The organism is Nonomuraea sp. NPDC051191, assembly GCF_044455665.1.
Taxonomy (GTDB): Bacteria; Actinomycetota; Actinomycetes; order Streptosporangiales; family Streptosporangiaceae; genus Nonomuraea.
Genome location: NZ_JBITEZ010000016.1, coordinates 49,433 through 75,765 on the forward strand (window position 1 = coordinate 49,433; position 26,333 = coordinate 75,765).

General features: G+C 72.4%; 29 protein-coding genes. 16 read left to right on the top strand and 13 right to left on the bottom strand.

From position 1 onward, the window contains the following. Nucleotides 1–73: 73 nt before the first annotated feature. Both ACIA8R_RS39440 and ACIA8R_RS39445 read right to left on the bottom strand, forming a co-directional pair. Complete coding sequence (locus tag ACIA8R_RS39440; RefSeq protein WP_357693778.1) at nucleotides 74–436, bottom strand: hypothetical protein; 363 nt, start codon at nucleotides 434–436, stop codon at nucleotides 74–76. Continuing rightward, nucleotides 433–2,208: a hypothetical protein gene (locus tag ACIA8R_RS39445; RefSeq protein ID WP_364087036.1), complete on the bottom strand. Its 1,776-nt coding sequence runs from the start codon at nucleotides 2,206–2,208 to the stop codon at nucleotides 433–435. The genes ACIA8R_RS39440 and ACIA8R_RS39445 overlap by 4 nt, the downstream gene beginning before the upstream one ends. Nucleotides 2,209–2,747: 539 nt before the next feature. Here ACIA8R_RS39445 and ACIA8R_RS39450 point away from each other — a divergent pair. From ACIA8R_RS39450 to ACIA8R_RS39460, 3 genes are all read left to right on the top strand, one after another. Beyond that, entirely contained in the window at nucleotides 2,748–3,452 is a 705-nt protein-coding gene (locus ACIA8R_RS39450) for a hypothetical protein (RefSeq protein ID WP_397042598.1), read from the top strand. A 61-nt stretch (nucleotides 3,453–3,513) separates the two neighbouring features. After that, on the top strand, nucleotides 3,514–4,077 hold the full coding sequence (locus tag ACIA8R_RS39455; RefSeq protein WP_357693784.1) for a hypothetical protein: 564 nt from the start codon (nucleotides 3,514–3,516) through the stop codon (nucleotides 4,075–4,077). Between the two features lie 41 nt (nucleotides 4,078–4,118). Further along, the gene (locus tag ACIA8R_RS39460) at nucleotides 4,119–5,126 is read left to right on the top strand and encodes an endonuclease/exonuclease/phosphatase family protein (RefSeq protein WP_364087031.1); all 1,008 of its coding nucleotides are present in this window, start codon (nucleotides 4,119–4,121) and stop codon (nucleotides 5,124–5,126) included. A gap of 11 nt (nucleotides 5,127–5,137) precedes the next feature. Here the strand turns inward: ACIA8R_RS39460 and ACIA8R_RS39465 are convergent, their stop codons facing one another. Next, complete coding sequence (locus ACIA8R_RS39465) at nucleotides 5,138–6,580, bottom strand: long-chain fatty acid--CoA ligase (protein ID WP_397042601.1); 1,443 nt, start codon at nucleotides 6,578–6,580, stop codon at nucleotides 5,138–5,140. A 141-nt stretch (nucleotides 6,581–6,721) separates the two neighbouring features. Between ACIA8R_RS39465 and ACIA8R_RS39470 the strand changes: the two genes are divergently transcribed. Together ACIA8R_RS39470 and ACIA8R_RS39475 are read left to right on the top strand one after the other, a co-directional pair. Further along, entirely contained in the window at nucleotides 6,722–6,862 is a 141-nt protein-coding gene (locus ACIA8R_RS39470; protein WP_357693790.1) for a helix-turn-helix transcriptional regulator, read from the top strand. Between the two features lie 26 nt (nucleotides 6,863–6,888). Continuing rightward, the gene (locus tag ACIA8R_RS39475) at nucleotides 6,889–7,905 is read left to right on the top strand and encodes a hydroxyacid dehydrogenase (protein ID WP_357693792.1); all 1,017 of its coding nucleotides are present in this window, start codon (nucleotides 6,889–6,891) and stop codon (nucleotides 7,903–7,905) included. A gap of 32 nt (nucleotides 7,906–7,937) precedes the next feature. Here the strand turns inward: ACIA8R_RS39475 and ACIA8R_RS39480 are convergent, their stop codons facing one another. Then, the gene (locus ACIA8R_RS39480; RefSeq protein WP_397042603.1) at nucleotides 7,938–8,771 is read right to left on the bottom strand and encodes an SDR family oxidoreductase; all 834 of its coding nucleotides are present in this window, start codon (nucleotides 8,769–8,771) and stop codon (nucleotides 7,938–7,940) included. A 114-nt stretch (nucleotides 8,772–8,885) separates the two neighbouring features. On the opposite strand from ACIA8R_RS39480, the gene ACIA8R_RS39485 reads away from it, so the two are divergent. Both ACIA8R_RS39485 and ACIA8R_RS39490 read left to right on the top strand, forming a co-directional pair. Further along, a complete protein-coding gene (locus tag ACIA8R_RS39485) occupies nucleotides 8,886–9,611 on the top strand; it encodes an MgtC/SapB family protein (RefSeq protein ID WP_357693796.1) in 726 nt (241 codons plus the stop codon). 94 nt (nucleotides 9,612–9,705) lie between these two features. Next, nucleotides 9,706–10,623: an NAD(P)-dependent oxidoreductase gene (locus ACIA8R_RS39490; RefSeq protein ID WP_397042606.1), complete on the top strand. Its 918-nt coding sequence runs from the start codon at nucleotides 9,706–9,708 to the stop codon at nucleotides 10,621–10,623. Here the strand turns inward: ACIA8R_RS39490 and ACIA8R_RS39495 are convergent. Both ACIA8R_RS39495 and ACIA8R_RS39500 read right to left on the bottom strand, forming a co-directional pair. Beyond that, the gene (locus ACIA8R_RS39495; protein WP_397042608.1) at nucleotides 10,581–11,411 is read right to left on the bottom strand and encodes an AraC family transcriptional regulator; all 831 of its coding nucleotides are present in this window, start codon (nucleotides 11,409–11,411) and stop codon (nucleotides 10,581–10,583) included. The two genes, ACIA8R_RS39490 and ACIA8R_RS39495, sit on opposite strands and share 43 nt — an antisense overlap. Before the next feature lie 29 nt (nucleotides 11,412–11,440). Beyond that, nucleotides 11,441–12,262: a fumarylacetoacetate hydrolase family protein gene (locus ACIA8R_RS39500; RefSeq protein ID WP_364087018.1), complete on the bottom strand. Its 822-nt coding sequence runs from the start codon at nucleotides 12,260–12,262 to the stop codon at nucleotides 11,441–11,443. A 144-nt stretch (nucleotides 12,263–12,406) separates the two neighbouring features. On the opposite strand from ACIA8R_RS39500, the gene ACIA8R_RS39505 reads away from it, so the two are divergent. Both ACIA8R_RS39505 and ACIA8R_RS39510 read left to right on the top strand, forming a co-directional pair. After that, nucleotides 12,407–13,114 carry a FadR/GntR family transcriptional regulator gene (locus ACIA8R_RS39505; RefSeq protein ID WP_397042610.1) on the top strand — a complete coding sequence of 236 codons (708 nt, stop codon included), beginning with the start codon at nucleotides 12,407–12,409 and terminating at the stop codon, nucleotides 13,112–13,114. Between the two features lie 20 nt (nucleotides 13,115–13,134). Beyond that, entirely contained in the window at nucleotides 13,135–14,391 is a 1,257-nt protein-coding gene (locus ACIA8R_RS39510; RefSeq protein ID WP_397042612.1) for a DUF3500 domain-containing protein, read from the top strand. On the opposite strand, the gene ACIA8R_RS39515 is transcribed toward ACIA8R_RS39510, so the two are convergent. Next, a complete protein-coding gene (locus ACIA8R_RS39515; RefSeq protein ID WP_397042614.1) occupies nucleotides 14,376–15,272 on the bottom strand; it encodes a cation diffusion facilitator family transporter in 897 nt (298 codons plus the stop codon). The genes ACIA8R_RS39510 and ACIA8R_RS39515 overlap by 16 nt on opposite strands. 207 nt (nucleotides 15,273–15,479) lie before the next feature. Between ACIA8R_RS39515 and ACIA8R_RS39520 the strand changes: the two genes are divergently transcribed. The 4 genes from ACIA8R_RS39520 to ACIA8R_RS39535 all read left to right on the top strand — a co-directional run bounded on the left by ACIA8R_RS39520 (nucleotide 15,480) and on the right by ACIA8R_RS39535 (nucleotide 19,832). Then, on the top strand, nucleotides 15,480–16,769 hold the full coding sequence (locus tag ACIA8R_RS39520; protein ID WP_357693810.1) for a cytochrome P450: 1,290 nt from the start codon (nucleotides 15,480–15,482) through the stop codon (nucleotides 16,767–16,769). 44 nt (nucleotides 16,770–16,813) lie between these two features. Beyond that, nucleotides 16,814–17,494 carry a TetR/AcrR family transcriptional regulator gene (locus ACIA8R_RS39525; RefSeq protein ID WP_397042616.1) on the top strand — a complete coding sequence of 227 codons (681 nt, stop codon included), beginning with the start codon at nucleotides 16,814–16,816 and terminating at the stop codon, nucleotides 17,492–17,494. 116 nt (nucleotides 17,495–17,610) lie between these two features. Further along, nucleotides 17,611–17,931: a helix-turn-helix domain-containing protein gene (locus ACIA8R_RS39530; RefSeq protein ID WP_357693814.1), complete on the top strand. Its 321-nt coding sequence runs from the start codon at nucleotides 17,611–17,613 to the stop codon at nucleotides 17,929–17,931. A 185-nt stretch (nucleotides 17,932–18,116) separates the two neighbouring features. Continuing rightward, nucleotides 18,117–19,832: a hypothetical protein gene (locus ACIA8R_RS39535; protein WP_397042618.1), complete on the top strand. Its 1,716-nt coding sequence runs from the start codon at nucleotides 18,117–18,119 to the stop codon at nucleotides 19,830–19,832. Here the strand turns inward: ACIA8R_RS39535 and ACIA8R_RS39540 are convergent. Genes ACIA8R_RS39540 through ACIA8R_RS39555 form a run of 4 tightly spaced genes read right to left on the bottom strand, consistent with a single transcriptional unit; the run spans nucleotide 19,816 to nucleotide 21,979 of the window. After that, nucleotides 19,816–20,061 carry a hypothetical protein gene (locus ACIA8R_RS39540; protein WP_364087001.1) on the bottom strand — a complete coding sequence of 82 codons (246 nt, stop codon included), beginning with the start codon at nucleotides 20,059–20,061 and terminating at the stop codon, nucleotides 19,816–19,818. The genes ACIA8R_RS39535 and ACIA8R_RS39540 overlap by 17 nt on opposite strands. A 35-nt stretch (nucleotides 20,062–20,096) precedes the next feature. Then, nucleotides 20,097–20,930 (bottom strand): NAD(P)H-binding protein, encoded by an 834-nt coding sequence (locus ACIA8R_RS39545; protein ID WP_397042620.1) that lies wholly within the window; start codon nucleotides 20,928–20,930, stop codon nucleotides 20,097–20,099. 36 nt (nucleotides 20,931–20,966) lie between these two features. After that, nucleotides 20,967–21,509, bottom strand: a complete 543-nt coding sequence (locus ACIA8R_RS39550) for a YceI family protein (protein WP_397042622.1) — start codon at nucleotides 21,507–21,509, stop codon at nucleotides 20,967–20,969. A 29-nt stretch (nucleotides 21,510–21,538) separates the two neighbouring features. Further along, nucleotides 21,539–21,979 (bottom strand): nuclear transport factor 2 family protein, encoded by a 441-nt coding sequence (locus ACIA8R_RS39555; RefSeq protein WP_397042624.1) that lies wholly within the window; start codon nucleotides 21,977–21,979, stop codon nucleotides 21,539–21,541. 134 nt (nucleotides 21,980–22,113) lie between these two features. Between ACIA8R_RS39555 and ACIA8R_RS39560 the strand changes: the two genes are divergently transcribed. Beyond that, entirely contained in the window at nucleotides 22,114–23,022 is a 909-nt protein-coding gene (locus tag ACIA8R_RS39560) for a LysR substrate-binding domain-containing protein (RefSeq protein ID WP_357693824.1), read from the top strand. Here ACIA8R_RS39560 and ACIA8R_RS39565 read toward each other — a convergent pair. After that, nucleotides 22,909–23,658, bottom strand: coding sequence for a hypothetical protein (locus ACIA8R_RS39565; protein ID WP_397042626.1), 750 nt, complete (start codon nucleotides 23,656–23,658; stop codon nucleotides 22,909–22,911). The two genes, ACIA8R_RS39560 and ACIA8R_RS39565, sit on opposite strands and share 114 nt — an antisense overlap. Between ACIA8R_RS39565 and ACIA8R_RS39570 the strand changes: the two genes are divergently transcribed. Continuing rightward, on the top strand, nucleotides 23,653–23,955 hold the full coding sequence (locus ACIA8R_RS39570; protein ID WP_397042628.1) for a hypothetical protein: 303 nt from the start codon (nucleotides 23,653–23,655) through the stop codon (nucleotides 23,953–23,955). The two genes, ACIA8R_RS39565 and ACIA8R_RS39570, sit on opposite strands and share 6 nt — an antisense overlap. Before the next feature lie 81 nt (nucleotides 23,956–24,036). Next, the gene (locus ACIA8R_RS39575) at nucleotides 24,037–24,456 is read left to right on the top strand and encodes a hypothetical protein (RefSeq protein WP_397042630.1); all 420 of its coding nucleotides are present in this window, start codon (nucleotides 24,037–24,039) and stop codon (nucleotides 24,454–24,456) included. Nucleotides 24,457–24,592: 136 nt separating this feature from the next. On the opposite strand, the gene ACIA8R_RS39580 is transcribed toward ACIA8R_RS39575, so the two are convergent. Then, nucleotides 24,593–26,023, bottom strand: coding sequence for a M20/M25/M40 family metallo-hydrolase (locus ACIA8R_RS39580; RefSeq protein WP_397042632.1), 1,431 nt, complete (start codon nucleotides 26,021–26,023; stop codon nucleotides 24,593–24,595). Nucleotides 26,024–26,333: the final 310 nt, after the last annotated feature.

The window sequence follows — 26,333 nt, forward strand, 5'->3', positions numbered from 1 at the left end:
ACACGGTCTCTGCCGGGGGACACGGTCTCTGCCGGGGGACACGGCCTCCCCCGACCACGATCCCCCGCCCGGGTCAGGTGAACAGCTCGCGGATCTGGCCGACGACCTCCACGATCACCGACACCTCGGCCGCGCGGGCCGACAGCCGCTTGAGCGCGTCCATGACGCGGGAGCGGTCGGGGTCGGCCTGCTCGATCTCCTGCCGCACGTCGGCAACGTCCCGGCGGGCCCGCGCGGGCTCGGTCACGGCCGCCTCGTGCTCGGTGAGCAGCCGCTCCAGCAGGTCGAGGAGCCGGGCAGCCTCGCCGGGGGACGTGCCGCCCAGGTTGTTGACCGTGGCGCGGGAGTGCGGGCCCACCGCGATCGGGCCGCTGACCTCGCCGCCGCTGATGTGCACGCCGTACGAGCCGGGCATGGGGGTCTCCTCGTTCGTCACGCGTTCTGCCCTCCCAGGTTGTTGACCGTCGCGGCGGCCTGGTGCCCGAAGGCGACCGGGCCGCTGACCGTGGCGCCGCCGCTGACCGACAGCGTGTTCATGGTCACGCTCGCCGCCTGCAGACGGTAGGCGCCGGTCTCCACGCCCCGGTCCTCCAGGAAGTCGAGGACCGCCTCGGTGAGCCGTTGCTCGATCATCCGCACGTACTTGGAGACGTCGAGCACCTGGATGTGGGTCTGCAGGTCGTCGCTCGCGCCCAGCTCGCGGACGCTGAAGCGGGCGCCGTAGGGGTAGACGATGTGCTTGCGCGGGTCGGGCGCCATCATGTTCTGCCGGACGGCCTGCGTGCCCGTACGGACCAGGCGCGCGGGGGCGGCGAGCACGTCGCGCAGCAGCCGCAGCTTCAGCGACCGGACCGCCTCCCAGGCGATGCGGCCGCCGGTCATCGTGGGCAGCCGGTCGACCACGTGGTACGGGCCGTAGGCCGGCGGCAGCACGGTGACCACGAACTGGGTGTAGAGCATCCGGCCCTCGACGGCCAGGTAGATGAACGCCGAGGTCAGCGCCTCCTGGTCCTCGGCGGGCGCGACGAGCCGGCCGTTGCGGTCGCGGATCTCCTGCCCGGCGTTGTTGATCGTGACGCGCTGGTAGTAGCGCACGCCGCCCTGCGGATGGCGGACGACGGCCTCGATCTCCTCGGGCGTGGCGTGGGACCTGGGCAGGCCGTTCTTGCCGATCAGCGGATGGGACACCGGGGCGCCGCCCTGGTGCCAGTCGGCCACGGTGAAGATCCCCCGGGTGACGACGTGGTCGCCGATGTCGAGGCGCTGGATGCCCTCGTTGGGACGCAGCACGCGGTCGCGCATGTCCTTGAGCCGCTCGCGGACGAAGGCGTGCAGCTCGACGGGGTCGAGGTCGACCGGGTCGTCCTGGCGGCGCGGCGGGCCCTCGCGGCCGCGTACGCGGTCGAGCTCGACGGCGATCGACCAGCTCCGGGCGATGGACCCGGCGCCCATGAAGGCGTCTTCGTTGGCGTACATGGTGACGTTGCCCCACTGGGCGCTGCGCACGTAGTCGATGCGATGGGCGGCGCGGGGGCCGGCCGCGCCGGTGACCGGCTCGGGCGCGCCCGGCCGCAGCGTGCCGGCCAGGGTCATGTACGTCGCGATCCGGTAGACCAGCGCCACCCCGAGCGTGGTGAGGGGCACGGACATCGCCAGCGCCAGCGGCCCCGCGTTCTGGCCCAGGACGTCGGCGAGGTCGTAGGAGGGGCGGTCGTCGTAGAACGAGGACCCGGAGAACCCCAGCAGGATCGTGTACAGGCCGGTGAAGAACACCGCGAACAGCGTGACCAGGGCCATGCTCGCGGCCCAGAACCAGAGCATGGCCCGCAGCACCGCCGAGCCGCGCCGGACCCGCGCCGAGGTGAGCAGCACCAGCGGGACGAGCACCGCCACCCACGCGATCGTGTTCATCGGGGAGATCATGAACCCGATGAGGAAGAACACCGTGATGAGGGCGTCGCGGACGACGAGCATCGAGCGCGAGCGGCGGCAGTGGTGGATCACCGGGATGAGGTCGAAGCCGCCGTAGGACGGGGGGACCGCGCGGTAGGGATCGAACATCAGCTCCGCCAGCACCCGGTCGCGGAACCCGCTGTCCAGGTAGGCGGCGGCGCTGAGGTAGCGGGTGACGTTGCTCATGCGGGGCACGCCCGGGTGGGCCGCCGTGTCCCGCGTCGAGCCGGTGGCACCGGAGCTGCCGACGGCCATGACCCTCCTTCGTCGGTGGACCCGGCCGAGCTTATGAGGGGCGAGTGCTTTGGGGGGCTCGTTGTTATCAAATAGTCTCGTTCACCAGAAGTGAAGCTCAGGACAAAAGCCCGATAAATCGAAATTCATCCCTTTACGGAACATTACGGGAGGGTGTATTGGTCCACCATTCAGGCGTGGGAGGGCGGTGCGGGCGATGCGGCAGCGACACCGGCGCCCTGGCCCAATGCCCCCGCTGCGGCGCCCTCCTCCCCGTCCCCCCTCCCACCCCCTCCCCCACCTCCCCCGCTCCGACCGCCACCCCTGACACCGGCAGCCCGCCCGGCACCGCAGGAGGCGGCCCAACGCCCACCGGCTCGCCACCCTTCAGCCCCGCGCCCACCGGCTCGCCGCCCGTCGGCCCTGCGGACGTCAGGGGCGGCGGATCGGGCGGGCGTCCGATCCAGGGCGGGCCGCTCGGCGGGGCTTCGCCGAGGGCGCCCGGGGACGACCATCCGCCGCCGCCCTCACGGCTGCGTCCGCCAGGGTGGCGGCGACCGGTGGTGCTGGTCAGCGTGGCGGCGGCCTGCGCGACGACGGCCCTGGTGTGGTGGGTGGCCGGGAGCGGGCCGTCCGCACCGGCCGAGGCGGGCCGGAGCCCGGACGGCGGGCCGCCGGCCGGGCAGCCGCAGACGTCGACCGCGACGGCCGGGGACCCGGCGACCGGCGCCCCCTCGACCGGGGACGCCACCGCCACCGGAGACCCGGCCGCGACCGGGGACCCGACGCCGAGCGGCGACCCGACCACGGACGGGGCCGGGACGGCGGCCGGCCAGGCCGGGCAGGTGGACGAGCTCCTGTCCAGCAGCAGCTCGACCCGTTCCAGCCTGTCGGCGGCGATCGCCGACGCGACCGGCTGCCGCCGGGCCGCCGTGACCACGATCGAGGAGATCACCGCGAGCCGCCGCGACCAGCTCGCCGCCGCCCGGACGCTGGAGGTGACGGCCCTGCCCGAGGGCGCGGCGCTGAAGCAGGCGCTCATCACCGCGCTCGACGCCTCCTACGACGCCGACACCGCCTTTCTGTCCTGGGCCCGGCGCCATCTGGCGGGGGGCTGCACCGGCCCGGTCTCCGGCGACCGGAATTACCGGCGGGGTCTCAGCAGATCGGCGGACGCGCAGACGGCGAAGGAGCGATTCGTCCAGGCATGGCGACCGATAGCGGAGACCTACGATCTGACATTTTGGAAAGCCGATCAGATCTAGCCATATTGGCCCATAATTCACACATGTAGCCGAAATTCCGAGCGTACGAAGGAGTGTTGCGATGTTCCTGCCACGACGTCTGGTCCGGCTGGCCGCAGGTGCGGCGGCCGGGTACCTGCTCGCCGTACGCCCCTGGCATCTGCGCTGGGGCGCCACCGACAGCGAGGTGCACGAGGACCTGCCGGGTGACGACATCGTGCCGCTCCCCCAGCTCCAGGCCACCCGCGCCGTCACCGTGGACGCCCCGCCCGCCGCGGTCTGGGCCTGGGTGGTCCGGCTCGGCGGCTACCCGCGTCCCGGCACGCGTCCCGGAGCGGCCGCCGAACCCGACCGGCCCCTCCGGGACCTCAAGCCGGGCGACGTCATCGGCGGCGGCTTCGTCGTCGAACGGGCCGAGGTGCCCCACAGCCTGGTGCTGGCCGACCGCGGCGCGGACGCCACCACGACCTGCTCCGTCGCGCTCCGCGACACCGGCGGCGGCACCCGGCTGATCTACCGGCTCCGGACGCGCGGCGAGCCCACCGTACGCGGCGCCGCCCACGTCGCGATGACGGACGTCGGGGACTTCGTCACGATGCGCAGGCAGCTCCTCGCCGTCAAGGCCGGGGCCGAGTCGGCGGGCTGACCCCGGTTCGCCTCCTCCGCCGCTGCCTTAGGGTTCATGCTGTGGATCAACGGGGAGCGAGCGCGACGGCCGAACGCGCATCCGCCGACGAGCGTCCGGCCCCCCGGCGGCGCAGGCGCTGGTTCGCCTGGACGGTGGTCGCGCTGCTGGCGGCCTGGGCGGCGCTGCGGGTCGGCGGCCTGGAGACCGGCTCCTTCCTGACCCAGCTCATGACGGTGACGCCGATCGGCGCGGGGCTGGCCGCCCTGACCGCGCTGCTGTCGGTGCTCAGGCGCAACCGTCCGGCGGGGCTGTGCGCGGCGCTCGTGGGCGTGGTGCTGGTCGCGTGCCTGATCCCGAGGGCGTCCGGGGTGGAGGCGGGCAAGGTGACCGACGGCGTCCCGCTGCGGGTGTTGTCGGTCAACCTGTTCGGCCGGGCCGACGCCGAGGCAGTGGTGCGCCTGGTGAGCACGTACGAGATCGAGATGTTCAGCGCGCTGGAGCTGACGCCGGACGCGGTCCGGCGGCTCGACCAGGCCGGGCTGCGCAAGCTGCTCCCCTACCGGGTGCTCCAGGCCGCGGACGGCGCGATCGGCAGCGGCCTGTTCGCCAAGCACCCGCTCAGGTCGTTGCGGGGCCTGTTCACCCCGATCGGCCACAACATGCCGGCCGCCACGCTGTCCCTGCCCGGGGGCGTCAAGGTCGAGGTCGTGGCGGTGCATCCCGACGCGCCGCTCGGCCCGATGGTGGAGCGGTGGAACGCCTCGCTCAGGGCGCTGCCGTCCCCGTCGCCGTCGGTGATCAGGGTCCTGGCCGGCGACTTCAACGCCACCCTCGACCACCGCGCCTTCCGCGACCTGCTGGCCCGCGGTTACGTCGACGCGGCCGACCAGGTGGGCAAGGGGCTCGTCCCGACCTGGCCCAGCGGCCGGGCGATACCGCCGATCATCGCGATCGACCATGTGCTGGCCGACCGGCGGGTGGGCGTGGCCCGTACGGAGCTCCTCGACGTGCCCGGCACCGATCACCGCGGCGTTTTCGCCGACCTGCGCCTGCCCGCGATCGGCTGATCCCGCCCGGGTCAGCCGCCCTGCTCCCCGTACAGCCTGCTGAGGGACGCCTTGAGCACCTTGCCGGCGCCGTTCCTCGGCAGCTCGGGGACGAACTCCAGATATTTCGGGATCTTGAAGCGGGCCAGGCGGCCGTCCAGGTGGGCGAGCAGGTCGTCGGGCTCCGCGCTCGCGCCCGGCCGAAGCACGACCAGCGCCTTGCCGGTCTCGCCCCACTTCTCGTCCGGTACGCCGATCACCGCGCACTCGGCCACCGCCGGATGGGCGTACAGCAGGTTCTCGATCTCGGCCGGGTAGACGTTCTCGCCGCCGGAGACGTACATGTCGCTGATCCGGTCGGAGATGCGGACGTAACCGTCCTCGTCGGCCACGCCGATGTCGCCCGACCTGAACCAGCCGTCGGCGGACAGCACCTTCGCGGTCTCCTTCGGACGCCGCCAGTAGCCGGGCATGACGTTGGGGCCCTGCACGTACACCTCGCCGGGCTCGCCGGGGGCGGCGGGCGAGCCGTCGGGGGCCACCAGGCGCACGTCGGAGAAGAAGCACGGCACCCCGGCCGAGCCGAGCTTGTCGTCCGGGTGCCCCTCCCCGAGGAAGAGCGCGCCGGGCGAGGTCTCCGTCATGCCGTACCCCTGGAGGAACGTCAGCCCGCGCGCCCGGTACGTCCTGATCAGCGGCTCGGGCACCGGCGCTCCCCCGCACAGCAGGTGCCGCACTCCGGACAGGTCGGCGCCCGCCCAGCGCGGCGACCGCGCGAGGGCCGTGAACATCGACGGCACCCCGAACATCACCGTCACCCGCTCGGACTCGATCAGGTCGAACGTCCTGTCCACCTCGAACGACGGCTCCAGCAGCGCCCTGCCGCCCTTGAGCACGGTCGGCACGAGCGTCTGCGCCAGGGCCGCGATGTGGAACAGCGGCGCGCTGACCAGCGTCACCTCGTCGTGCGCGAGCGGCACGTCGACCAGCAGGTTCACGGCGTTCCAGATGAGGTTGCCGTGGGTGAGCATCGCGCCCTTGGGGCGGCCCGTGGTGCCCGAGGTGTACATGATCAGGCAGATGTCGTCCTGGCTCACCGGCTCGTCGAGGGGGTCGGCGGGCGCGCCGGCGATCAGCTCCTCGACGGCGTCCTGGCTCAGGTGCCGTCCTGGCAGCCCGCCGCCGTCGCGGCCCTCGCCGAGGACGACGACCCGGGCGCCGGAGTCGTCCAGGACGAACCGCAGCTCGGGCGGGGCGAGCCGGGCGTTGAGCGGGACGAACATCGCGCCGAGCAGGCCCGCGGCGAAGAACGTCTCCACCAGGGACGGGTGATTGGGCCCGAGGTAGGCGATCCGGTCGCCGCGGCCCACGTCGAGGGCCGCGAGCCCGTGAGCCAGCCGGGTGACCCGGTCGTACAGCTCGCCATAAGTGCGGTCGATTCCCTGGAAACCGATCGCGGGCCGGGCGGGCGTCATCCGCGCCCTGCGTGCCGGCCAAGACCCAAGCCCCTGATTGCGCATCGGCACTCCTTGACGGTCAGGACTCAAGGTAGGTCACCAAGCGCTTGCTGTCACCGGAATGCCACACTTTCTCCCGCCCCGCCCGGGCGAGCCCGCATGGTGGCCGAGGGCGCTGCCGGCAAGGCGGTCGCCGAGCAGCTCTTCCTCGGCGGGCGCACGGTCGAGCACCATCTCAGGGACATCTTCAGCAAGCTCGGCATCCGCTCACGGGTGGAGCTGGTCAGGTTCACGTCCTGAGCGATGCCGCCGCCGGAAGGACCCAGGTGAACGTACGACGGCCGCGTGCCCTGCTCGTCATGGACCCCGCCACCTTCGCCGAGCAGTTCCACGAGCCGCAGTTGCGGCGGCTGCGCGAACTGGCCGAGGTCGGCGACCCCGTCTGGACCGCCGACCTGGACGCGCCCGCGGCGCGGCGGGCGCTGAACGCGGCCGAGGTGCTGGTGACGTCGTGGGGCTGCCCGCCGCTGACCGCCGAGCGCCTGGCGGACGCGTCCCGGCTGCGTGCGATCTTCCACTGCGCCGGCTCGGTACGCGGGTTCGCCACGGACGCGGTCTGGCGCCGCGGCCTGCTCGTCACCACGGCGGCGGACGAGAACGCGATCCCGGTGGCCGAGTTCACCCTGGCCGCGATCGTCTTCGCCGGGAAGAAGGCGCCGTTCCTCGCCCAGGACGCGCGCCGGTACCGCGAGGACCGGTCCTACCTGGCCCGCCGCGGCGAGCTGTCCAACCGCGGCAGGACGATCGGCGTCGTCGGCTTCTCCCGGGTGGGCCGCCGGGTCGTGGACCTGCTGCGCGTCCTGGAGGCGGCGGAGGTGCTGGTCGCCGACCCGTACGCGGACGCGGACGAGGTGCGCGCGGCCGGCGCCCGCCTGGTCGCGTTGCCCGAGCTGCTGGCCCGCTGCGACGTGCTCACGCTGCACGTCCCGGCGCTGCCCGCCACCCGTCACCTCGTCGGGGCCGCCGAGCTGGCCCTGCTGCGCGACGGCGCGACCGTGATCAACACCGCGCGCGGCTCGGTCCTGGACACCGCCGCGCTGGAACGCGAGTGCGCGGCCGGCCGGATCGACGCCATCCTCGACGTCACCGACCCAGAGCCACTGCCGGCCGGCTCACCGCTGTACGACCTGCCCAACGTCATGCTCACCCCGCACGTCGCGGGCTCGCTCGGCGCGGAGACCCGGCGGCTCAGCGACAGCGCACTCGACGAGCTCGAACGGCACGTGTCGGGCCGTCCGCCGCGCGCTCCCGTGACGGCCGGGGATCTCGGCGTGAGCGCCTGAGCCGACGCGCGGGCCGTCCGTCCCGGCGGGCGTCACCGGAAGGCGGCGGCGTTGCGCCTGGCCCAGCCCGCGAAGTCGCCGGGGGCCCGGCCGAGGATCTTCTCGACGTCGGGGCTGACGGTCCGCTCCCGGACGGTCGGGGTGCCGAGGATGTCGAGCGTGGTGTCGGCGACGGGGGCGGGCATGAACGTGACCATCTGGGCGCGGGCCTCCTCGCGGGTCTGCTCGGCGAAGGCGATCGGCTCGCCGACGGCCTCGGCGATGGCGGCGGCCCGCTCGCGCGGGGTGGTGAGGGCCGGCCCGGTCAGTTCGTACGTCGCGCCGGCGTGGCCCGGCTCGGTCAGGACGGCGGCGGCCACGGCCGAGATGTCCTCCGGGTCGACGATCGGCAGGCCGACCTCTCCGAAGGGCGCGGCCACCGCACGGCCCGACCGGACGGACGGGACCCAGGCGTAGGCGTTGGAGGCCAGGCCGCCGGGGCGCAGGATCGTCCAGTCGGCGCCGGACTCCATGACGGCGCGTTCGAAGGCGGCGAAGGCCAGGCCGTGCGACGGCGAGTCGGGCCGGGTGGCCACTCCCTGGGAGGAGAGCAGGACGATCCTGCCGGCCCCGGCGAAGGGCGCGACCACCCGGACGGGGTCCCCGGCCATCATCAGGTCGCCGCCGATGAGCAGGAAGACCGCGTCCGCCGCGGCAGGCAGGCCGGCGGACGGGCCGGACAGGTCGGCGGCGACCGCGCGCACGCCGGCCGGCACGTCGGACGGGGTGATGCGGCGGGACACGGCGGTCACCTCGTGGCCCCGCTCGGCGAGCAGGCGGACCAGCGGACGGCCGACGTTCCCGGTGGCACCGGTGACAACGATCATGATTCTCTCCTCAGTCATTAGTCAGTTGCCCGACTAACAAGAACCGTAACACAGAAACTGAGTCAGGCAACTAACTACGTGTGAATCCCGCGTGCCCCGGGGACATCTGGGCAAATGGGGACGGTTCTCGCTGCCACGGCGCTGGCCGGGCAAGGATGGACCCAGCTGGGCGAACTGGGCTTGGCCCTGCTGCTGTCGGCCGCCATCGGGCTCGAACGCGAGATCCGCCAGAAGAGCGCCGGCCTGCGCACCCACACGCTGGTCGGCTTCGCCTCGGCCCTGATCATGCTGGTGTCCAAGTACGGCTTCGCCGACGTCCTGGGCGAGCACGTCACGCTCGACCCCTCCCGGGTGGCCGCGCAGATCGTGTCGGGCATCGGGTTCATCGGCGGCGGCCTGATCTTCGTCCGGCGGGACGCGGTGCGCGGCCTGACCACCGCCGCGGTGGTCTGGCTGACCTGCGCGGTCGGCATGGCCGCCGGAGCCGGCCTGTGGCTGCTGGCGATCGCCGTCACCGCCGGCCACTTCCTGGTCCTGTTCGCCTTCACCCCGCTCAGCGCCCGGCTGCCGCGCTCGAAGTACGCCCAGTCGCGCCTGCACCTGACCTACCTCGACCGCCACGGCGCGCTCCGGCGGGTGCTCTCCCTGTGCAGCGACATGGGCTTCGTCATCGCCGAGCTCACCATGGAACGCGAGCACGAGGGCAAGGACCCGCGGTCGGTCTCGATCTGGCTCGTCGTCCAGGGCTCCGGGGTGGTCAGGGAGCTGGTCGCCGAGCTGCTGGACATCGACGGCGTGCTCGGCGTCTCCAGCGAGGACCTCGACGTCACCACGCCCTGACGGCGGCCGGGGCCGCACAACCGTTCAAGACCGGGGCCCGTCCGCCCGGCTACAACGGTTGGCGGCGGCACGCGTGGAGCGGGAGGTCGGGCGCATGGCCGGAGCGGGATTCATCGGACTGGGCATCATGGGACGGCCCATGGCGCTCAACCTGGTGCGGGCGGGCACGCCGGTCGTGGTCTGGAACCGTACGACGGCCGGGTGCGAGCCGTTGCGGGCGGCCGGCGCGCGGGTCGCGGCGAGCCCGGCCGAGGTGTTCGAGGCGGCCCGGGTCGTACTGCTCATGCTGGCCGACGAGGCCGCCGTGGACGCGGTGCTCGGACGCGGCACGCCGCGGTTCGCGTCCATGGTCGCGGGGCGGGTCGTGGTGCACATGGGCACGACGTCCCCGGCGTACTCGGCGGACCTGGGCGCGGCGGTGCGGGCGGCGGGCGGCGACTACGTCGAGGCGCCCGTGTCGGGCTCGCGCGGCCCGGCCGAGGCCGGGCGGCTGGTGGCGATGCCGGCCGGCGAGCCCGCGGCGGTCGAGGAGGTACGCCCCCTGCTCGCGCCGATGTGCTCCGAGGTGATCGCGTGCGGCCAGGTCCCCGGCGGGCTGCTGATGAAGCTGGCGGTGAACATCTTCCTGATCACCATGGTCAGCGGCCTGGCCGAGGCCGCGCACTTCGCCGCCCGGCACGGCCTGGACCTGGAGACGTTCGCCCACGTGCTGCACTCGGGCCCGATGGCCAGCGAGGTGTCCCGGTCGAAGGCCCGCAAGCTGCTGGACGGCGACTTCGCCGCCCAGGCCGCCGTCGCCGACGTGCTGAAGAACAACCGGCTCATCGCCGAGGCGGCGCGGGCGTCGGGCGTGGCCTCGCCGCTGCTGGACGTCTGCCACGAGCTGTTCGCCGAGACCCTGGCGCTCGGGCACGGCACGCTCGACATGGCGGCCGTCGTGCGCGCGATCGAGGCCAGGACCGACGGGCCTCAGGTGAGGGCGGCGGTCCACTCGCCGGGCGTGAGCCCGTAGGCGCGCTTGAACATGCGGGTCAGGTGGCTCTGGTCGGCGAAGCCCGCCCGCAGCGCGGCCTCCGGCAGCGGCAGGCCACCGCGCATCGCCCGCCGGGCCAGGTCCAGCTGGCGCATCGTCCTGAACCGGGTGGGGCTGGTGCCGAAGGCGGCGCGGAACTGGCGGGCGATCGTCCAGCGGTCGAGCCCCGAGACGCGTTCCAGCACGGCCACCGGGTGCCGGGTCGCGGGGTCGGCGGCGATCAGCTCGCGCACCCGCGTCAGGGCCTCCAACGCGAGGGCGCCGCGCCGCCGCCGGGCGGGGACGTCGGCGTGACGCTCCAGCGCCGCCGCGACCAGCAGCGCGACCTCCAGCCGGGCCAGTTCCTCCAGGGGCTCGTCCAGGTGCCGCAGCCACGCCAGCAGGGCCGGCGACATCCCCTCCGGCCGCACGACGGGGTCGGCGACGAACGGCAGCGGCCGGCCGCCCAGCGCCTCCTGGACCAGGTACGGGTCGACGTAGAAGATCCGGTAGCCGAAGCCCGCGTCGGTGCCCGCGGCACCGTCGTGCAGCTCGTCGGGGTGCAGCACGTGCCACTCCCCCGGCAGGCATCGCCGCAGCTCGCCGCGGTAGCGGAAGGTCTGCACGCCGGCGAGCGTGACGCCGATCGCGTACGTGTCGTGGCGGTGGGGCGCGAACGCCTCGCCGACGAGCGAGGCCGCCAGCCGCTCGATGCCCTCGGCGGCCGGGCCGAAGCGCAGCCGGTGCCCCGGCCGTGCCGCCCCGCCCCGGACAGGCCGTGTCTCCACCACCCCAGTGTCGGCCATCGCGGCCGGGTTCACCCCTCCGTCTCGGGCAGCGCCCGCGCGTCGTTCCCGACGATCGGGTTGCGCACCCGGCCGAGGCGTTCGGCCTCGACCTCGACGACGTCGCCGGGCCGCAGCAGCCACGGCGGGGTGCGCGCGTAGCCGACCCCGGCGGGCGTGCCGGTGGCCAGCAGGTCGCCGGGCCGCAGCGTGAACGTGCGCGAGATCAGGGCCAGGGTGTCGCCGACGCCGTAGACCATCTCGTCGGTACGCCCGTCCTGGACGACCTCGCCGTTCACCCGGGTCCGCACCCGCAGCCCGTCACGCAGGTCGCCGACCTCGGACGCGGGCACCAGCGGGCCGAGCGGGCCGGAGCGGTCGGCGTTCTTGCCGAGGATCCACTGGCTGGTGAGCTTCTGCGCCCTGCGCGCGGTCAGGTCGTTGAAGACCGAGTAGCCGGCGACCGCGGCCAGCGCCTCCTCCGGGTCCGCGTCCACCAGCGGCGCGCCGACGTACGCGACCACCTCGCCCTCCCAGTCCAGGCCGTCCTCGCCGGAGGGCACCGGGACCGGGACGCCGTCCACGGTCAGCGACCGCGTCCAGCGGGCGAACAGCGTGGGGTGCGGCGGCACGCCCTCCCCGGCGTACGAGCCCTCGGCGACGTGCCTGAGGTAGTTCAGACCGACGCAGATCACCCGGGCCTGCGGCAGCACCGGCGGCACGAAGGTGACCGACGAGGCCGGGACCCGCTCACCGGCCGGCTCGCCGGACAGGAACCCGGCCGCGCCGGCCCAGAACCGCTCCAGCGGGGCCAGCACGGCGACCTCGGCGCCGTCGTCCGACAACGCACCCACTTCTACCCCGCCGCCCCTTTCAACGGCCTTTTCAACGGCCCTTTCCGGGGTGTTCCGGCGGATCCCGACGATCCTCATCGTTCATCTCCTCAAGGCCGCGAAAACCTTCCAAAGGTTCGCAGGTTTTGTGGTTGGATCCGGACTATGCCCTACCTCTCCTCGCCCGGACAACCGGCGTCCGCCCCCGGACAGGGCGCGCTCACGCGGGCCGAGCGCTTGGCCGCCGCGCTCGACGACCGGATCAGGTCGCGCGGGCTGACGCCCGGCGAGCCGGTCGGCACGCTGGAGTCGCTGCGCGCGGAGACGGGCCTCGGCTACGCCACGGTCAGCGAGGCCGTCCGGCTGCTGCGCGACCGGGGCGTGCTGGAGATCCGGCCGGGGCGCGGCGGCGGGCTGTTCGTCGCCGACCCCGGTCCGGTGGTGCGGCTGCGGCACACCCTGCTGGGCGTCGCGGAGGAGCCGGGCACGGTCGCCGACGCCATCGAGCTGCGCGACCACCTGGAGGAGCTGATCGACGTCGGCGCCGCCCGCCATCGCACCCGCCGGGACGTCGCCGACCTGCGCCGCCTGCTGCGACGGCTGCGCGCCGCGCCCGGCTGGGACGCCTTCGTCCGCGCCAACTGGGCCCTGCACGAACGCATCGCCGCGATCAGCCCGAACGCCATGGCCCGCGCCGTCTACACCGGCACCGTCGGCCATCTGGGCGCCACCTCCCCGAGCCCCGACGACGCGGCCGGCGCCGGCTACCGCGAGCAGCGCTACCAGGTCCACGCCGACCTGGTCGAGGCGATCGCCGCGGGCGACGAGAACGCGGTACGGGCCGCCGTCGCCCGGCACAACACCACCACCTGAGACAGACCGAAGGGGCCCGCATGCCCGGCGAGTACCGCCAGTACCTGTTCCCGCACGACCACCCGCGGCTGGCCGGCATCCGCGGCCTCGACCCCTACGCCTACCGCGAGCTGGCCAGGACGGCGGGCACGTTCACCGGCGGCCTGATCGAGGGCTGGACCCCGCTGTACGGGAACGACTTCCGCGGCGTCACCGAGGACGGCGCCTTGAGGGACGGCCTGCACCCGTTGACACCGGCCGCGCCCGGCGAGGAGGCCCCGGTCGCCGCCATGGTGTCGGCCGCCCGCGACCTGCTGGCCTGCCTCGACGACGAGGGCCGCGAACGCCTCTCGTACGAGGTCGACGCCGTGGAGTGGCAGACCTGGGCCAACCCCGAGTTCATGCAGTTCGACACCGGCCTGCGGCTGGACCTGCGGCCGCCGGTCGTCAGGGAGAAGGCGCTGGCCCTGGTGGGCGCCTCGCTCTCGCCCGAGGGCCACCGGCTCGTCCGCGCGGTGATGCGGGTCAACGGCTTCCTCGGCGAGGTCGTCGGCCTGGAGACCGTGCTCAACGAGTTCAGCTACAACCTCGCCCTCTACGGCACCCCCGACCTGCGGGCCCCCTGGGGCTGGCAGCTCTACGGCCACCACTGCGCCCTGAACTGCCTGGTCGTCGAGGGCCGCATGGCGCTGTCGCCGGTGTTCCTCGGCGCCGAGCCGGACGAGATCGACGCCGGTCCGCACGCCGGCCTGCGTGACCTGTTCGCCGACCGGGTCGCCCTCGGCCTGCGGCTGATGGCCGCCCTGCCCGAGGAGCAGCGCCGGCAGGCCGTCGTGTACGAGCGCATGGTCGATCCGGCGATGCCCGAGGGACGCGTGCACCCCGGGGACGAACGTCACCTGGCCGGGGCGTTCCAGGACAACCGCGTGATCCCGTACGAAGGGATTCGGGTCGCCGCCATGCCCGCGGCGGCGAGGGAGCACGCGCTGGCCGTCGCCGAGTCGTTCGCCGGCCTGCTCCCGCCCGGCCCGCGCGCCGCCCGGCTGCGGGAGATCGCCGCGCACCTGGACGAGACCTGGTTCTGCTGGATCGGCGGCCACGAGCCCGGCGACGTCTTCTACTACCGGCTGCAGTCCCCGGTGATCGTCGCCGAGCTCGACCACCACTGCGGCGTCTTCCTCGACTACGACACGCCGAAGCCGTTCCACGTCCACACCGTGCTGCGCACGCCGCACGGCAACGACTACGGCCGCGCGTGGGTCCGGCGGTGGACGGCCGCGGGTCAGGACTCGGGCTGAAGGTAGACGACCGTGGACATCGGGACCCGTTCGCGGATGCGCCGTTCGGTCTCGGCCAGCGCCTCGGCCACCGCGTCCCCCTGCTCGGCGACGGTGACGCGGGCGGCCACCAGCAGCTCCTCCGGGCCCAGGTGCAGGGTGCGCAGGCGGGTGAAGGAGGCGACGGCGTCGTCCTCGCGCAGGGCCTCCTCGATGGCCCGCTGGACCTCCGGGGACGCCGACTCACCGATGATCATGCTCTTGGTCTCGGTGGCCAGCGTGATGGCCACGATGATCAGGAGCACGCCGATGGCGATCGAACCGATGCCGTCGTAGACCGGGTTGCCGGTGACCAGCGCGAGCGTGACCCCGATGAGGGCGAAGGCCAGCCCGGTCAGCGCGGCGGTGTCCTCCAGCAGGACCACGGGCAGCTCGGGGGCCTTGGCCTCGCGGATGTAACGCGTCCACGACCGGCCGCGGCGGGCCTGGTCGGCGTTGCGGACCGCCGTGCGCAGGGACAGCCCTTCCATGACGATCGCGCCCACCAGCACGCCGATCGCCCATGGCCAGCTCTCCAGGGGCTTCGGGTCGCTGATCTTCTCGTAGCCCTCGTACAGGGCGAACAGGCCGCCGCCGAAGAACAGCACCACCGAGACCAGGAAGGCGTAGAAGTACCGCTCGCGCCCGTAGCCGAAGGGGTGGTCCGGGGTGGGTCCGCGTTTGGCGCGGGACTGGCCGAGCAGCAGCAACCCCTGGTTGCCGGAGTCGGCGAAGGAATGGATGCCCTCGGCGAGCATCGAGGACGAGCCGGTGAAGAAGAACGCCACGAACTTGGTGACGGCGATCCCCAGGTTGGCGGCCAGCGCCGCGTAGGTGGCCTCCTGCGAACCCTTACCGCTCACGCCGTCCCCGCAACCGGTGCTCGTGCGGGCTGTCGGGTCATCACTGTCCTCCCGGGCCGTCGTCTCTGTTGGATGCGTGCCTTTGCCCCGTGGGCCCGCGTCCACACCTTGATCCCGCGTCCAGGTCGCCGTGCACGGCGTGCATTGATGCGCGTCATGCATCTTTGTAGGGTGGAACGGCCGCATCCGAGAGAACAGGACGTGCCGATGAGCGACACCAGCCTGACCGACGACTCCCCGGGCGCCGGCCCCACGGCGATGCGCCGCATCCTGCCCGCCGACCTGGTCGAGCGCGGCCGCTGCCCGTTCGACCCGCCGCCGGGCCTGCGGGAGCGGCGCGGCCAGGACCCGGTCCAGCCGGTGCGGCTGCTCAACGGCGCCCAGGCATGGCTGGTCACCGGCTTCGACGAGGCCCGCACCGTCCTGTCGGACGCCCGCTTCAGCGCCGACCGGGTCCGCCACCGCGAGGCCACGTCGTTGCAGCCGCACGAGGTGGCCGAGCAGGCGGCCGGCACCCTCCAGCCGGGCCCGCCGGTCGAGAGCCGCGAGGACGGCTTCTTCGTGTTCATGGACCCGCCCGAGCACACGCGCATCCGCCGGCTGCTGACCGGCCAGTTCACCGTCCGTCGCATGCGGGAGCTGGAGTCGCGGGTCACCGAGATCGCGGTCGAGCACATCGAGGCGATGCGGGCGGCCGGCCCGCGGGCCGACCTCGTGCCGGCGTTCGCGCTGCCGCTGCCCTCCCTGGTCATCTGCGAGCTGCTCGGCGTCGACTACGCCGACCGCGCCGAGTTCCAGGAACGCACCTCCGTAGGGCTGAACGCCAACTCCACCGCCGAGGAGCGGGCCGTCGCGGGCGCCGAGCTGTACGCGTTCATGCAGCGCCTGGTGGCCGCCAAGCGTGCCGAACCGGCCGACGACCTGCTGTCGGGGCTCGTCCACGAGGCCGACCCGCCGCTGACCGACGCCCAGCTCGTGGACGTCGCCCTCGTCCTGCTCGGCGCCGGCCACGAGACCACCGCCAACATGCTGGGCCTGGGCGCGTTCGCCCTGCTGGAGCATCCCGACCAGCTCGCCGCCCTGCGGGAGGACCCCTCCCTCGTCGACAACGCGGTCGAGGAGCTGCTGCGCTTCCTGAGCATCATCCAGCTCGGCGTCAGCCGGGTCACGACCGAGCCCGTCACGCTGGGCGGCGCCGACCTCCCGGCCGGTTCGACGGTCGTGATCGCCACGCCGGAGGTCAACCGCGACCCCCGCCACTGGCCCGACGCCGACCGGTTCGACGTCGACCGCGCCCGCGTCCCGCACCTGGCCTTCGGGCACGGCGTGCACCAGTGCCTGGGCCAGCAGCTCGCCCGGGTCGAGATGCGCATCGGGCTCAAGGAGCTGATCACGCGTCTGCCCGGCCTGCGGCTGGCCGTACCGGCCGAGCAGGTGCCGGTGCGCAACGAGATGCTGATCTTCGGCGTGCACTCCCTGCCCGTCACCTGGTCCTGACCGGGCCGGACCCCATAATGGGGACCGTGGTGAAGGAGGCCGGGGTGGTTCAGCTCGCATCGGGCGGCGGGGAGCCCGCGTCGCCGGCCGTCGGCCGCCGCGAACGCAAGAAGCAGGCCACCCGCGCCGCCCTCCGCGAGGCGGCGCTCCGGCTCTCCCTGCGCCACGGCGTCGCGAACGTGACCGTCGAGCAGATCGCCGACGAGGCCGACATCGCGTTGCGCACCTTCTTCAACTACTTCTCCAGCAAGGAGGAGGCGGTCGTGGCCTCGCTGGCCGCCGCCGCCCAGGAGCTCATCACCCGGTTCAGGGCCCGGCCGCGCACCGAGCCGGTCCTGCGGGCGTTCCGCGAGGCCGTGCTGGCCGTCATGAACGAGAGCGACGCCGCCGGCCGCGACCACGTCCGGGCCCTGCAGCTCGTACGGGCGGCGCCCACGCTGGTGCCCCAGCAGCTGGCCGTACTGGCCGCGCAGGAGCAGGCCCTGGCCGAGGCGATCGCCGAGCACATCGGCCACCCCGCCCCCGGACGGCCCGGCGACACCGGCTATCCCCTCCTGTGCGCGTCCGCCGCGTTGACGGCGCTCCGCGTCGTCCTGGACCAGTGGCTCCGGCAGACCGCGGCCTCCGCCCGGCCGCCGGACACGGCCCTGCTCGCGCGGCAGATCGACACGGCCATCGGCCAGCTCGCGTCCGGCCTCGACCACCCCGGCCACGACGCCCCGTAGCGCCCGCCCGGTCGAGAACTGAAGCTGATTACCGGAAAGAGAGTTCGTTATATGGTGGTGAGTGATCGAACTCCTCTGCGCCTGCCCGGCAGCCGACCGTGAAGTGAGCAGCCAGCGTGCCCGACGACCGTCCCTCCACCTGGACCTTCCTCACCCACCACGCACGCGTCCTGATGGAGATCGCCAGAGATCCCGAGACCCGGCTGCGCGACATCGCCGCCCGCATCGGCATCACCGAGCGGGCCGTCCAGGGCATCGTCTCCGACCTGCACGAGGGCGGCTACCTCAACCGCGAGCGCGTGGGCCGCCGCAACCACTACAGCCTCAACCTCGACCGCGGCTTCCGCTACCCGACGGAGGCCGGCATGCCGGTCCGCGCCCTGATCGACATCTTCGCCCAGCACGACCTCCCCACCCGCCACGACCCCGGACCTTGAAGGTCCTGCGGCAAGCAGGCGAACTCCCCGAAGGCGCCCCCCTGACCATCAGCTGACGCCACCGCCGACATCACGGAAGACCGGGCGACGGCGATGCCGCGCTAAGATCGCGTCCCGTGCAGCCGGACGGTTTATGGCGAATTATCAGGATCGGATTGGTAGGTCTGGTCCTTGCGGCGACGGTCGTGGGACTGATGATCGGCGACTCCTGGCTCTGGGTGGCCGTCGAATGGTCGCCACCGGCTCAGCTGAGGTTCTACGCGCCCGACGGGTTCGACACCCTGACGACGGTGACGCTGCTCGCGGCGGCCCCGGTGAAGGCCGTGCTCCTGTGGCTGATCCTGCGTGCCCCCGCACCGGGCCCGCTGGACAGCCGGGCGAAGGCGCTGCGCCTGCTGCTGTGTCTGGCGGTGGCGTACATGCTCGTGCTGTGGTTCGCGATCGCGCTGCTCCCCGACGTGGTCGGCGCGGCGTTCCGGCTCGCGCTGTGGACCTCGATCGACGTCCTGTACCTGCTCGTCATCCGCTGGCGGTCCTGGGCGCTGCGCACGGCGGCCGGGGCGGTGTTCGCGGTCGATCTGACCGGGATGGCCAACGAACTGCTCGACGAGCTCGACCTCCCGGAGCTCGGCTCGGGCGGCATCGTCGGACCGGTCCTGATGCTGAGCGGAGCGGCGGCGACCGTCATCACGGTCCTCGGGCAGTGGCGCGACGGACGGTGGAGCCGCGGCACGCTGATCGCCGGGTGGTCATCGGTGGGCGTCTGGGCGTTGGTGATCCCGCTCAACCTGCTCTTCGCGGAGATCTTCGGCGGCAGTCTGGCGACGACCGTCGTGATGGACGCGGTGGGGCTCGTCAGCCTCGTCTGGCTCGCCGCGACCGCCCGTGAACTGCCCACCGACGACCGCCTGGCGGATCTTCCGCCCGCGCGGCGGCGGGCGGTCCGCGTCGCGGTGGCGGCCGTGGTCGTGCTGCCGGTCATCGCGGCGATCCACCCGGAGCAGAACGCGTACCGCACCTACACCGGCACCTACACCGGCACGTCGCCGGGCTGCTACGACCGGCCCAGCTTCGGCGACCTCGAACCCGCGGAACGCGACGCCGCGTTCCTGTGCCTGGCGCGCAGCACAACTGCCGGGATCCCGCCCATGTTCCCGGACAACCTGTCGGACCAGGCGATCCTCGCGTACGGGCGGGCGCTGTGCCGCGCCAAAGACCGTGACGAGCAGGAGGTGATCCTGAAGCGGGCCGGGAGCGCGCGGCCCACCTCGGGCGCGTCCCCGTGGGACCTCGTCTACGTCTGCCCGGAGATCGTCGGCGCGACCAATCCCGAACTGCTGCGGTCGACCGCGGAGACCAAGGCGGCGCACGACGCCTACATCGCCAAGGAGAACGCGAAGTGCCGCGATCCGTGGCCCCGGACGAAGGGGGTCGTCCAGGCCACGGCCAACTATTTCCTGTTCGTCGACGGCGATCCCGGCTACCTGGTCCACGACCCCGCGGACGAAGCCGCCGAAGTGGCGGCGGAACAGGCGACGGACAGGAGCTACGACGACAGCGCCGGCATCGGGGTGTCTCGCAGCGCGGCGCTCATCGGGCATGTCGAGGACGTCTCTGATCTGTGTCTCACGGTCAAGGCCCTCCGTACCGCGCCGCCACGGCGTACGGCCGGCTGGGATCAGGTCGACGAGGTGCCGATCGTCAGCCTCAGCGGCCGGCTCACCGTGCCCGAGAAGGGGGAGGGCGAGGTGGGCGCGGGCGCCCCGATGCCGAACCTGGCGATCGCGGGCAAGGGCGGCTACCGTCTCCGTGTCTACGTGCGGATCGGCGAGACGGGAGAGGAACACCTGGTCGTCGTGTTCCCGGGTACGTCGAGAAAGCGGCTCACGCTGAAGCCGTGAGCGGCGGCCGCCGGACGTCAAGCTCAACCGGCTGCGCCGCCTGTCGCTTCCCGGCGCTGGTCAGCCGGCCGGATGGGGTGTCGTCGTAGAGCGGGTCGGGGTCGGCGTGGACGGCACCCGCCGCCCCCTCGGTGGCGTAGGAGCCGGGTTCGATCAGGGTCACCTTGACGCCGAAGGCGGCGACCTCCTGGGCGAGGGCGCCGGCCGAAGTGCTCCTTGCCCGCTTCACGCTCTCGAAGACCGCGGCCCGTTCCGTCAGGTGTGTCAGGTCAGGCTGAACGCCGCCGCGCGATGGGCGACCCATTGGGCGTAGGTGAACGGCGGCCGTCCGGTGACGTCCTCGACGGTCGGCGACGTCTCGGCGGTCCTGCCGTCCAGCGCGGCGAGCCCATCGAGGTAGGCGTCGGCCACCTGCGGGGGCATGCCGCTGCCGACCAGCTGCCGCCGGGCCTGCGCGCGTGGCACCTCCTCGAAGCGCACCGGCCGGCCCACCGTCTCCGCGATGATCCGCACGCGGTCGATCTGGGTCAGCGACTGCGGTCCGGTCAGGAGGTACGCCTCACCGACCCGTGCGTCGAGCAGGGCTCGGACGGCGACCGCGGCGATGTCACGGGGATCGATCGCGGGTACCGCCGCGTTGCCGTGGACGCCGCGTACGACCTCCCCTTCGGCGAGCTGCCGGGCCCAGCTGAGGTCGTTGGTCATGAAATAGTCGGGACGGATGAAGGTCCACGGCACCCTGGAGGCGGCGACGGCCCGTTCGAGCCGCAGATGCTGCTCGCCGATCAGCCCGGGTGTGGCGTAGGTGACGGCCGCCGACGACAACAGGACGACCTGCCGCAGCTCGACCTGCCTGGCCGCCTCCAGGAAGCCGTCGACGGCGTCGTGGAGGGGGAACAGGAAGGCCCGGTCGATTCCCGTCAGCGCCGCGGGAAGCGTGTCCGGCCGGGTCAGGTCACCGACCACCACCTCGACCTCGTCGGGGAACGGGTGGCGGGTGGGGTCACGGGTGAGCACGCGGACCGGCTCCCCCGCTTCCAGGAGCTGGTGGACGATGTCGGCGCCGACGTTTCCTGAGGCGCCGGTGACCAGGATCATGATCGATCTCTCTTTCTCTTCTCGGGGCCGGGCCGGTCAGGGCCTTCTGAGTGCCGCCACGTCGAACTCCAGCGTCACATTCCTGGCCACCAGGCCGGCGGCGGCGGACCAGTGCACGCCCCAGTCCTTGCGGTTGATCGTGGCGCCGCCCTTGAGCTGGAGCCGGAGGTCGCCCGACGGGTCGTGCTCGGCGGACGTCAGTTCGAGGTTCACGGTGATCGGGTTGCGCACGCCGCGGATGGTCAGGTCCCCGGTGAGTTCGAAGGCGGTCGCGCCGATCTGCCGCACCTCACTTGAGGTGAAGGTGATGGCCGGGTGCTCGGCGAGGTTCAGGTACTTGTCCCGCAGGTACTCGTCGCGCTTCGGGTTGCCGCTCTGGATGCTCGCGCTCTGGACGGTGAGCTGGACGGCCGACCTTGCCGGGTCGCCGCCGTCCAGACGTGCGTGCCCCTCGAAGTCGTCGAACCGTCCGCGGACCTCGGGGCCGATCGTGTGCCGGGCGACGAAGCCGATCCGGGTGCGGGCCAGGTCGAGGGTGTAGTCGCCGGTCAGGTCGCTGAGCACGAAGGTGGTCGTCATGCTGGTCTCTCCTGGATGCGTCGGGGGGATCAGGCGTTGAGCGGCGAGCCCGGCAGCGGCGTGGAGTCGAGGTACCTGACCTCGTAGACGCGCTCGGCGAACCTCCACCCTTCGCGGGTGCGCTGGTAGCGGTCGTGGTAGAGGGCGAAGTTCAGGTGCGAGCTGCCGTCACGCATGCGTCCGAACTCCTGGATGTAGGCCCGGCCGGTCGCGGTGTCGCCGTCGATCCGGATGATGCCGGGGTGGACGTTCTGCACGAAGAACTCCCAGAGTCCCTGGCCCCACCTGACCCCTTCGCGGATCTGCTCCCTGCCGAGGAACTCCTTGCCGATGTGCGGCCAGCGCATGGCGGCGTCGGGGACGAACAGCGAGGCGAGGCGGTCGTAGTCGCGCATCATCACCGCGTCGGTGAGCTCGCCGCGCAGCGCCTCGATCTCGACGCGGTCGGCGACGGCCTGCATGTCGCTCATCGGAATCCCTGCCTTGTCGATGTGTTCCTGAGGTGCTTCGCCACCTTCCAGGTGGTGACGTGTTCATCATCAGCGCAGGTCAGAGGCCGATCAATGTAAGGTTCGTGGGGCGATGCATAACATGGGGGTTATTCATGGAGTTACGGGACATCGAGATCTTCCTGACGCTCGCCGAAGAGCTGCACTTCGGCCGCACCGCCGAACGGCTTCACGTGTCCCAGGCGCGTGTCAGCCAGGCGATCAGCAAGCAAGAACGGCAGATCGGCGCGGCGCTGTTCGACCGCACCAGCCGGCGCGTGGCGCTGACCCCGATCGGCCGACGGCTCCGCGAGGATCTGCAGCAGGCCTACGACCTGCTGCGGGAGGGCCTGGCCCGCGCCCAGGCGGCAGGTCAGGGCACGGGCCGCACCCTCCGATTGGGCGTGTTCGGCCACGCCGGGCACGAGCTACAGCCTCTCGTGGACGCCTTCCGCGCCCGTCACCCCGGCGGCGACGTGCAGTTCAGCGAGGTCACCGGCGGCGACCCGTTCGCCGCGCTGCGGGCCGGGGAGGCCGACGGGCACGTGTTGTGGTTGCCCGTGGCCGAACCGGACCTCTCCGTCGGGCCCACCGTGCTCACCAGCGGCCGGGTGCTGGCAGTGGCCGAGGGCCATCCGCTCGCCGAACGCGGCAGCGCCTCCCTGGAGGATCTCGCCGACAACCACGTCATCGACCTCGGGCCTCGTGCACCTGACTACTGGGTCGCGTCAATGGTTCCGTTTCGTACGCCGCTCGGCCGTCGTGTCCCCCGGGGGCCCATCGCGCGTACCTTCCACGAGATCCTCGCTCTGGTCGCCGCCGGGCACTGCGTCCACCCGCTGGGCGAGATCGCCGCCCGCTACAACCGCCCTCCCGGCATCGTCTTCGTGCCCCTCACCGACGCTCCCGCTCTACAGTTCGCCCTGATCTGGCCGTCCGGCATCGACAACCCGGCCATCCGGGCCCTGGCCCGGACCGCCGCCGACCTCGGTCCCATCGCGCTGGACGCTCCTCACGGTGCTTGACGAGGGAAGGTCACGGGCACGGTCGCCGAGGTCGCGCCGACGGCCCTGCCGCGCCGTCGGCGGGACAAGGGCGACAGCGACCACGACCAGGCCGATCCCGACGAACTCGACAGCGGTCAGGACGGTACCGGAGAACAGCAGATCCAGCAGTGCGGTGACGGGTGGCACGCAGTAGAACAGGCTGGTCACCCGGGCGACTTCACCGGCCGCGACCATCAAGTACAACAATGCGGCTGCGCCGACCGAAACGACCACGATCATCCAGCCGAGCGCGAGGAAGAAGGCCGGATGACTGGTCAGGTGCAGCCCACCCGTGCACGCCGTGATCACGGCGAACGCCGCCGAACTGATGGTGCATTGAATCGCCAGTGCCGCCCAGGTGCCCACGCCCACGGATCGGCCTTGGACGATGGTGGCGACGGTGATGGCCCCTAATGCGAGAAAGGCGAAAAGGAATCCCGAAAGCGTACCGGTCTCACTGGCCCGGGACGTCGAACCGAACGCCGGACCAACCGTCAGTATGACACCGAGGAGACCGATCAGCAGCCCTGTCCGGAATCGGCGGTCATGACCCGGACGGGTGAGCAGCGTGGTGAAGATCGGCTGTGTCCCCAGCACGACGGCGATGATGTGCACCGCAACGGAGGCACGACGACACCCGAACTGTGGAACGCCGAGGCGCGGCCGAGCGTCGCCGCGGAGGTCGGCTCGGTCGATGACTGGCAGAGCAACATCGCCGCGAACAACGGTGTGGGCATCACCCCGGCATCGAGCACCCGCCTGCATCCGCACGCCGAGATCGTCTACATTTCCCTGATCGACGCGCCCTCGGTGCCGGTGTTTCTCGCGTGGGCCCCCAATTCCCGACACCCCGCCCTGTCGGACTTCAGCCGGGTGGCACACGCCGTCGTACACGGCGCCCCCGACTCGTGACCTCTGGTGCCGCGCCCCTCAGAGCACTGCGCCATCACCCACGGAACAGCGACGGAACAAGAACAGAGCTTGGAGGCGGCTGTGGCGATACCGAAGAAGGGCTCACGGCTCATCACCGTCGACGGCACCGTCTTCCGCTGGCGCGTGCGCCACAAGCCGACCTACGACGAGGGCATGGCCTGGTCACCCCTCAGCTTCGCAGTCGAGCGAGCCGAGGAGCCGGGAGCCGTTCTCATGGTGTCACTCCCCTACGCCCGGCCGGACAACTGGCTAGGAGAGCGAGCGATCGCGATCCGTCCTGCTCTCGTCGTCGGATGCATCCGGCGAGCCGCCTCAGCATCTGATCCGAGCTTCCCCTTTCTTCGGGGCATGATTCCGCAAGGTGACGGCATCGAAGACTTCGCTCGACGCCTTGGCACCGTTGGCGTTGGCATCGTCCTCGTCGGAGACCTCCCGCAGATCCGTCCACGGCACCACGCCCGGCAGGCGGCTGCTGCGTGACCTGCCTGGCACGCCGCCTTGGCGCGCGAGGAGGTCGAGGTCGTCGGAGACCGGTGAAGCTGACCCCGGCTCGGCACGCCGAGCCGGACGGGGTGTCGGCCTGGATGCCGCCGTTCAGGCGTCATGACGGATCGGGTCAGGCATGCCCGCCGGCGTGTGCGTGCGCGTCGAGGAGGTGCGCGACCGCTTCGGTCACCTGTACGGCGAACGGGATGTGCAGCCATTCGTCCGGCACGTGCACGTTCGAGTCCGCACCGAGCGCGCCCGTGACGACGAACTGCGCCCGCGGGTACCGCCTGCCGAGCATCTCCATGAAGGGGATCCCGCCGCCGATGCCCATGTTCTGGCACGGCTTCCCGAACACGCGATCACCGACCTGCCGCAACGCCGAGGCCAGCCATGGGGCCGGCGCCGGCGCGTGCCAGCCGTTCAGGACCATGAAGTCGCCGACCTCGACCTGCGCCCCGTACGGCACGTCGGTCGTGAGGATCTTCTCCAGCGCGGCCCGCGCCGCCTCGGCGTCGGCCGAGGGCGGCAGGCGGAAGCTCAGCCGGAAGGAGGTCCAGGGCCGCAGCACGGCGCCCGCCACCGCGGGGTCCGGGAGCCCGCCGGCGCCGGTCACGGACAGGGTCGGCCGCCAGGTGTTGTTGAGGACGAGCTCGACGTCATCGTCGGACACTCGCCTCATCTCCGGCAGCAGCGGCAACCGGGGCACGGCGACCTCCGGATGGAGCGCGACGAGCGCCGCCGCCTCCGCCCGCCGTTCCTCCGGGATGGGCACCACCATCTCGGCCACCTTGACCTCACCGGTCTCCGAGTCCTCCACCCGATCGAGCAGCCGGCGCATGACACGGAACGAGCTCGGCACGATGCCGCTCCCGAGCCCGGAGTGGATGCCCGTCTCGAGGACGCGCACCGTGACGGTCGCCTGCACCGCGCCGCGCAGGCTGGACGTCAGCCACAGCCGCTCGTAGTCTCCGCCGCCCGCGTCCAGGCAGACCACCAGCGACACCTCGCCGAGCCGGTCGGCGAGATGCTCCAGGTACGCGGGCAGGTCCGGGCTGCCGGACTCCTCGCCAGTCTCCAGAAGCAGGACCGCCCGCGCGTGTTCGCCGCCTGCCCCGCGTACGGCCTCCAGCGCGGTCGTGGCGGCGTAGCCCGAGTACCCGTCGTCGGCGGCACCGCGGCCGTAGAGCCGGTCGTCGCGGATCACTGCCTGCCATGGGCCCAGGCCCTCCGACCAGTCACCCAGCGGCGGCTGCTTGTCGAGGTGCCCGTACAGCAGGACGGTCCCGGTCGCCGCCGCGCCCGGCGTCGCGGGCACGTCCACGAACAGGAGCGGGGCACGGCCGTCGAGCTGCACGACGTCGCACCGCGCGTCGGGCAGGCCCCGCGACGCCACCCAGCCCCGCACATGCTCGACGGCGGCCAGCAGATGACCGTGCTCCTCCCAGGCGGCGTCGTAGGCGGACGACACGGCCGGAATCTCGATCAACCCGGTGAGGCTGGGCAGCACGTCCGTCGCCCAGGCCTCACTGATCGATTCGCGAAGTTTCTGATGGTCCATGCGGTAATACTGGCGCAACCCCCGCGCCTCTCACGCACGGCGAGCGCGACGGCCCAGCCAGAAGCTGTCGGCCCCGTACTCCATGATCGGCCGTCGCTCACCGGGAGCAGGCCGGACAGGACCTCTCCCTTGGAGAACAACTCGATCAGTTGGAACGTATGGGGCAACAGGCTCAATCACGAAGGCCGTTCCCCTCTGGGACGGCCTTGGCCGGCTTGGGATGGCGCCCATATCAACGGATCGCAACTTCACCGTTACTCACAGCTCATAAGATCGGCGTCATGGCAGACATCGTCATTTGGGCGAAGCC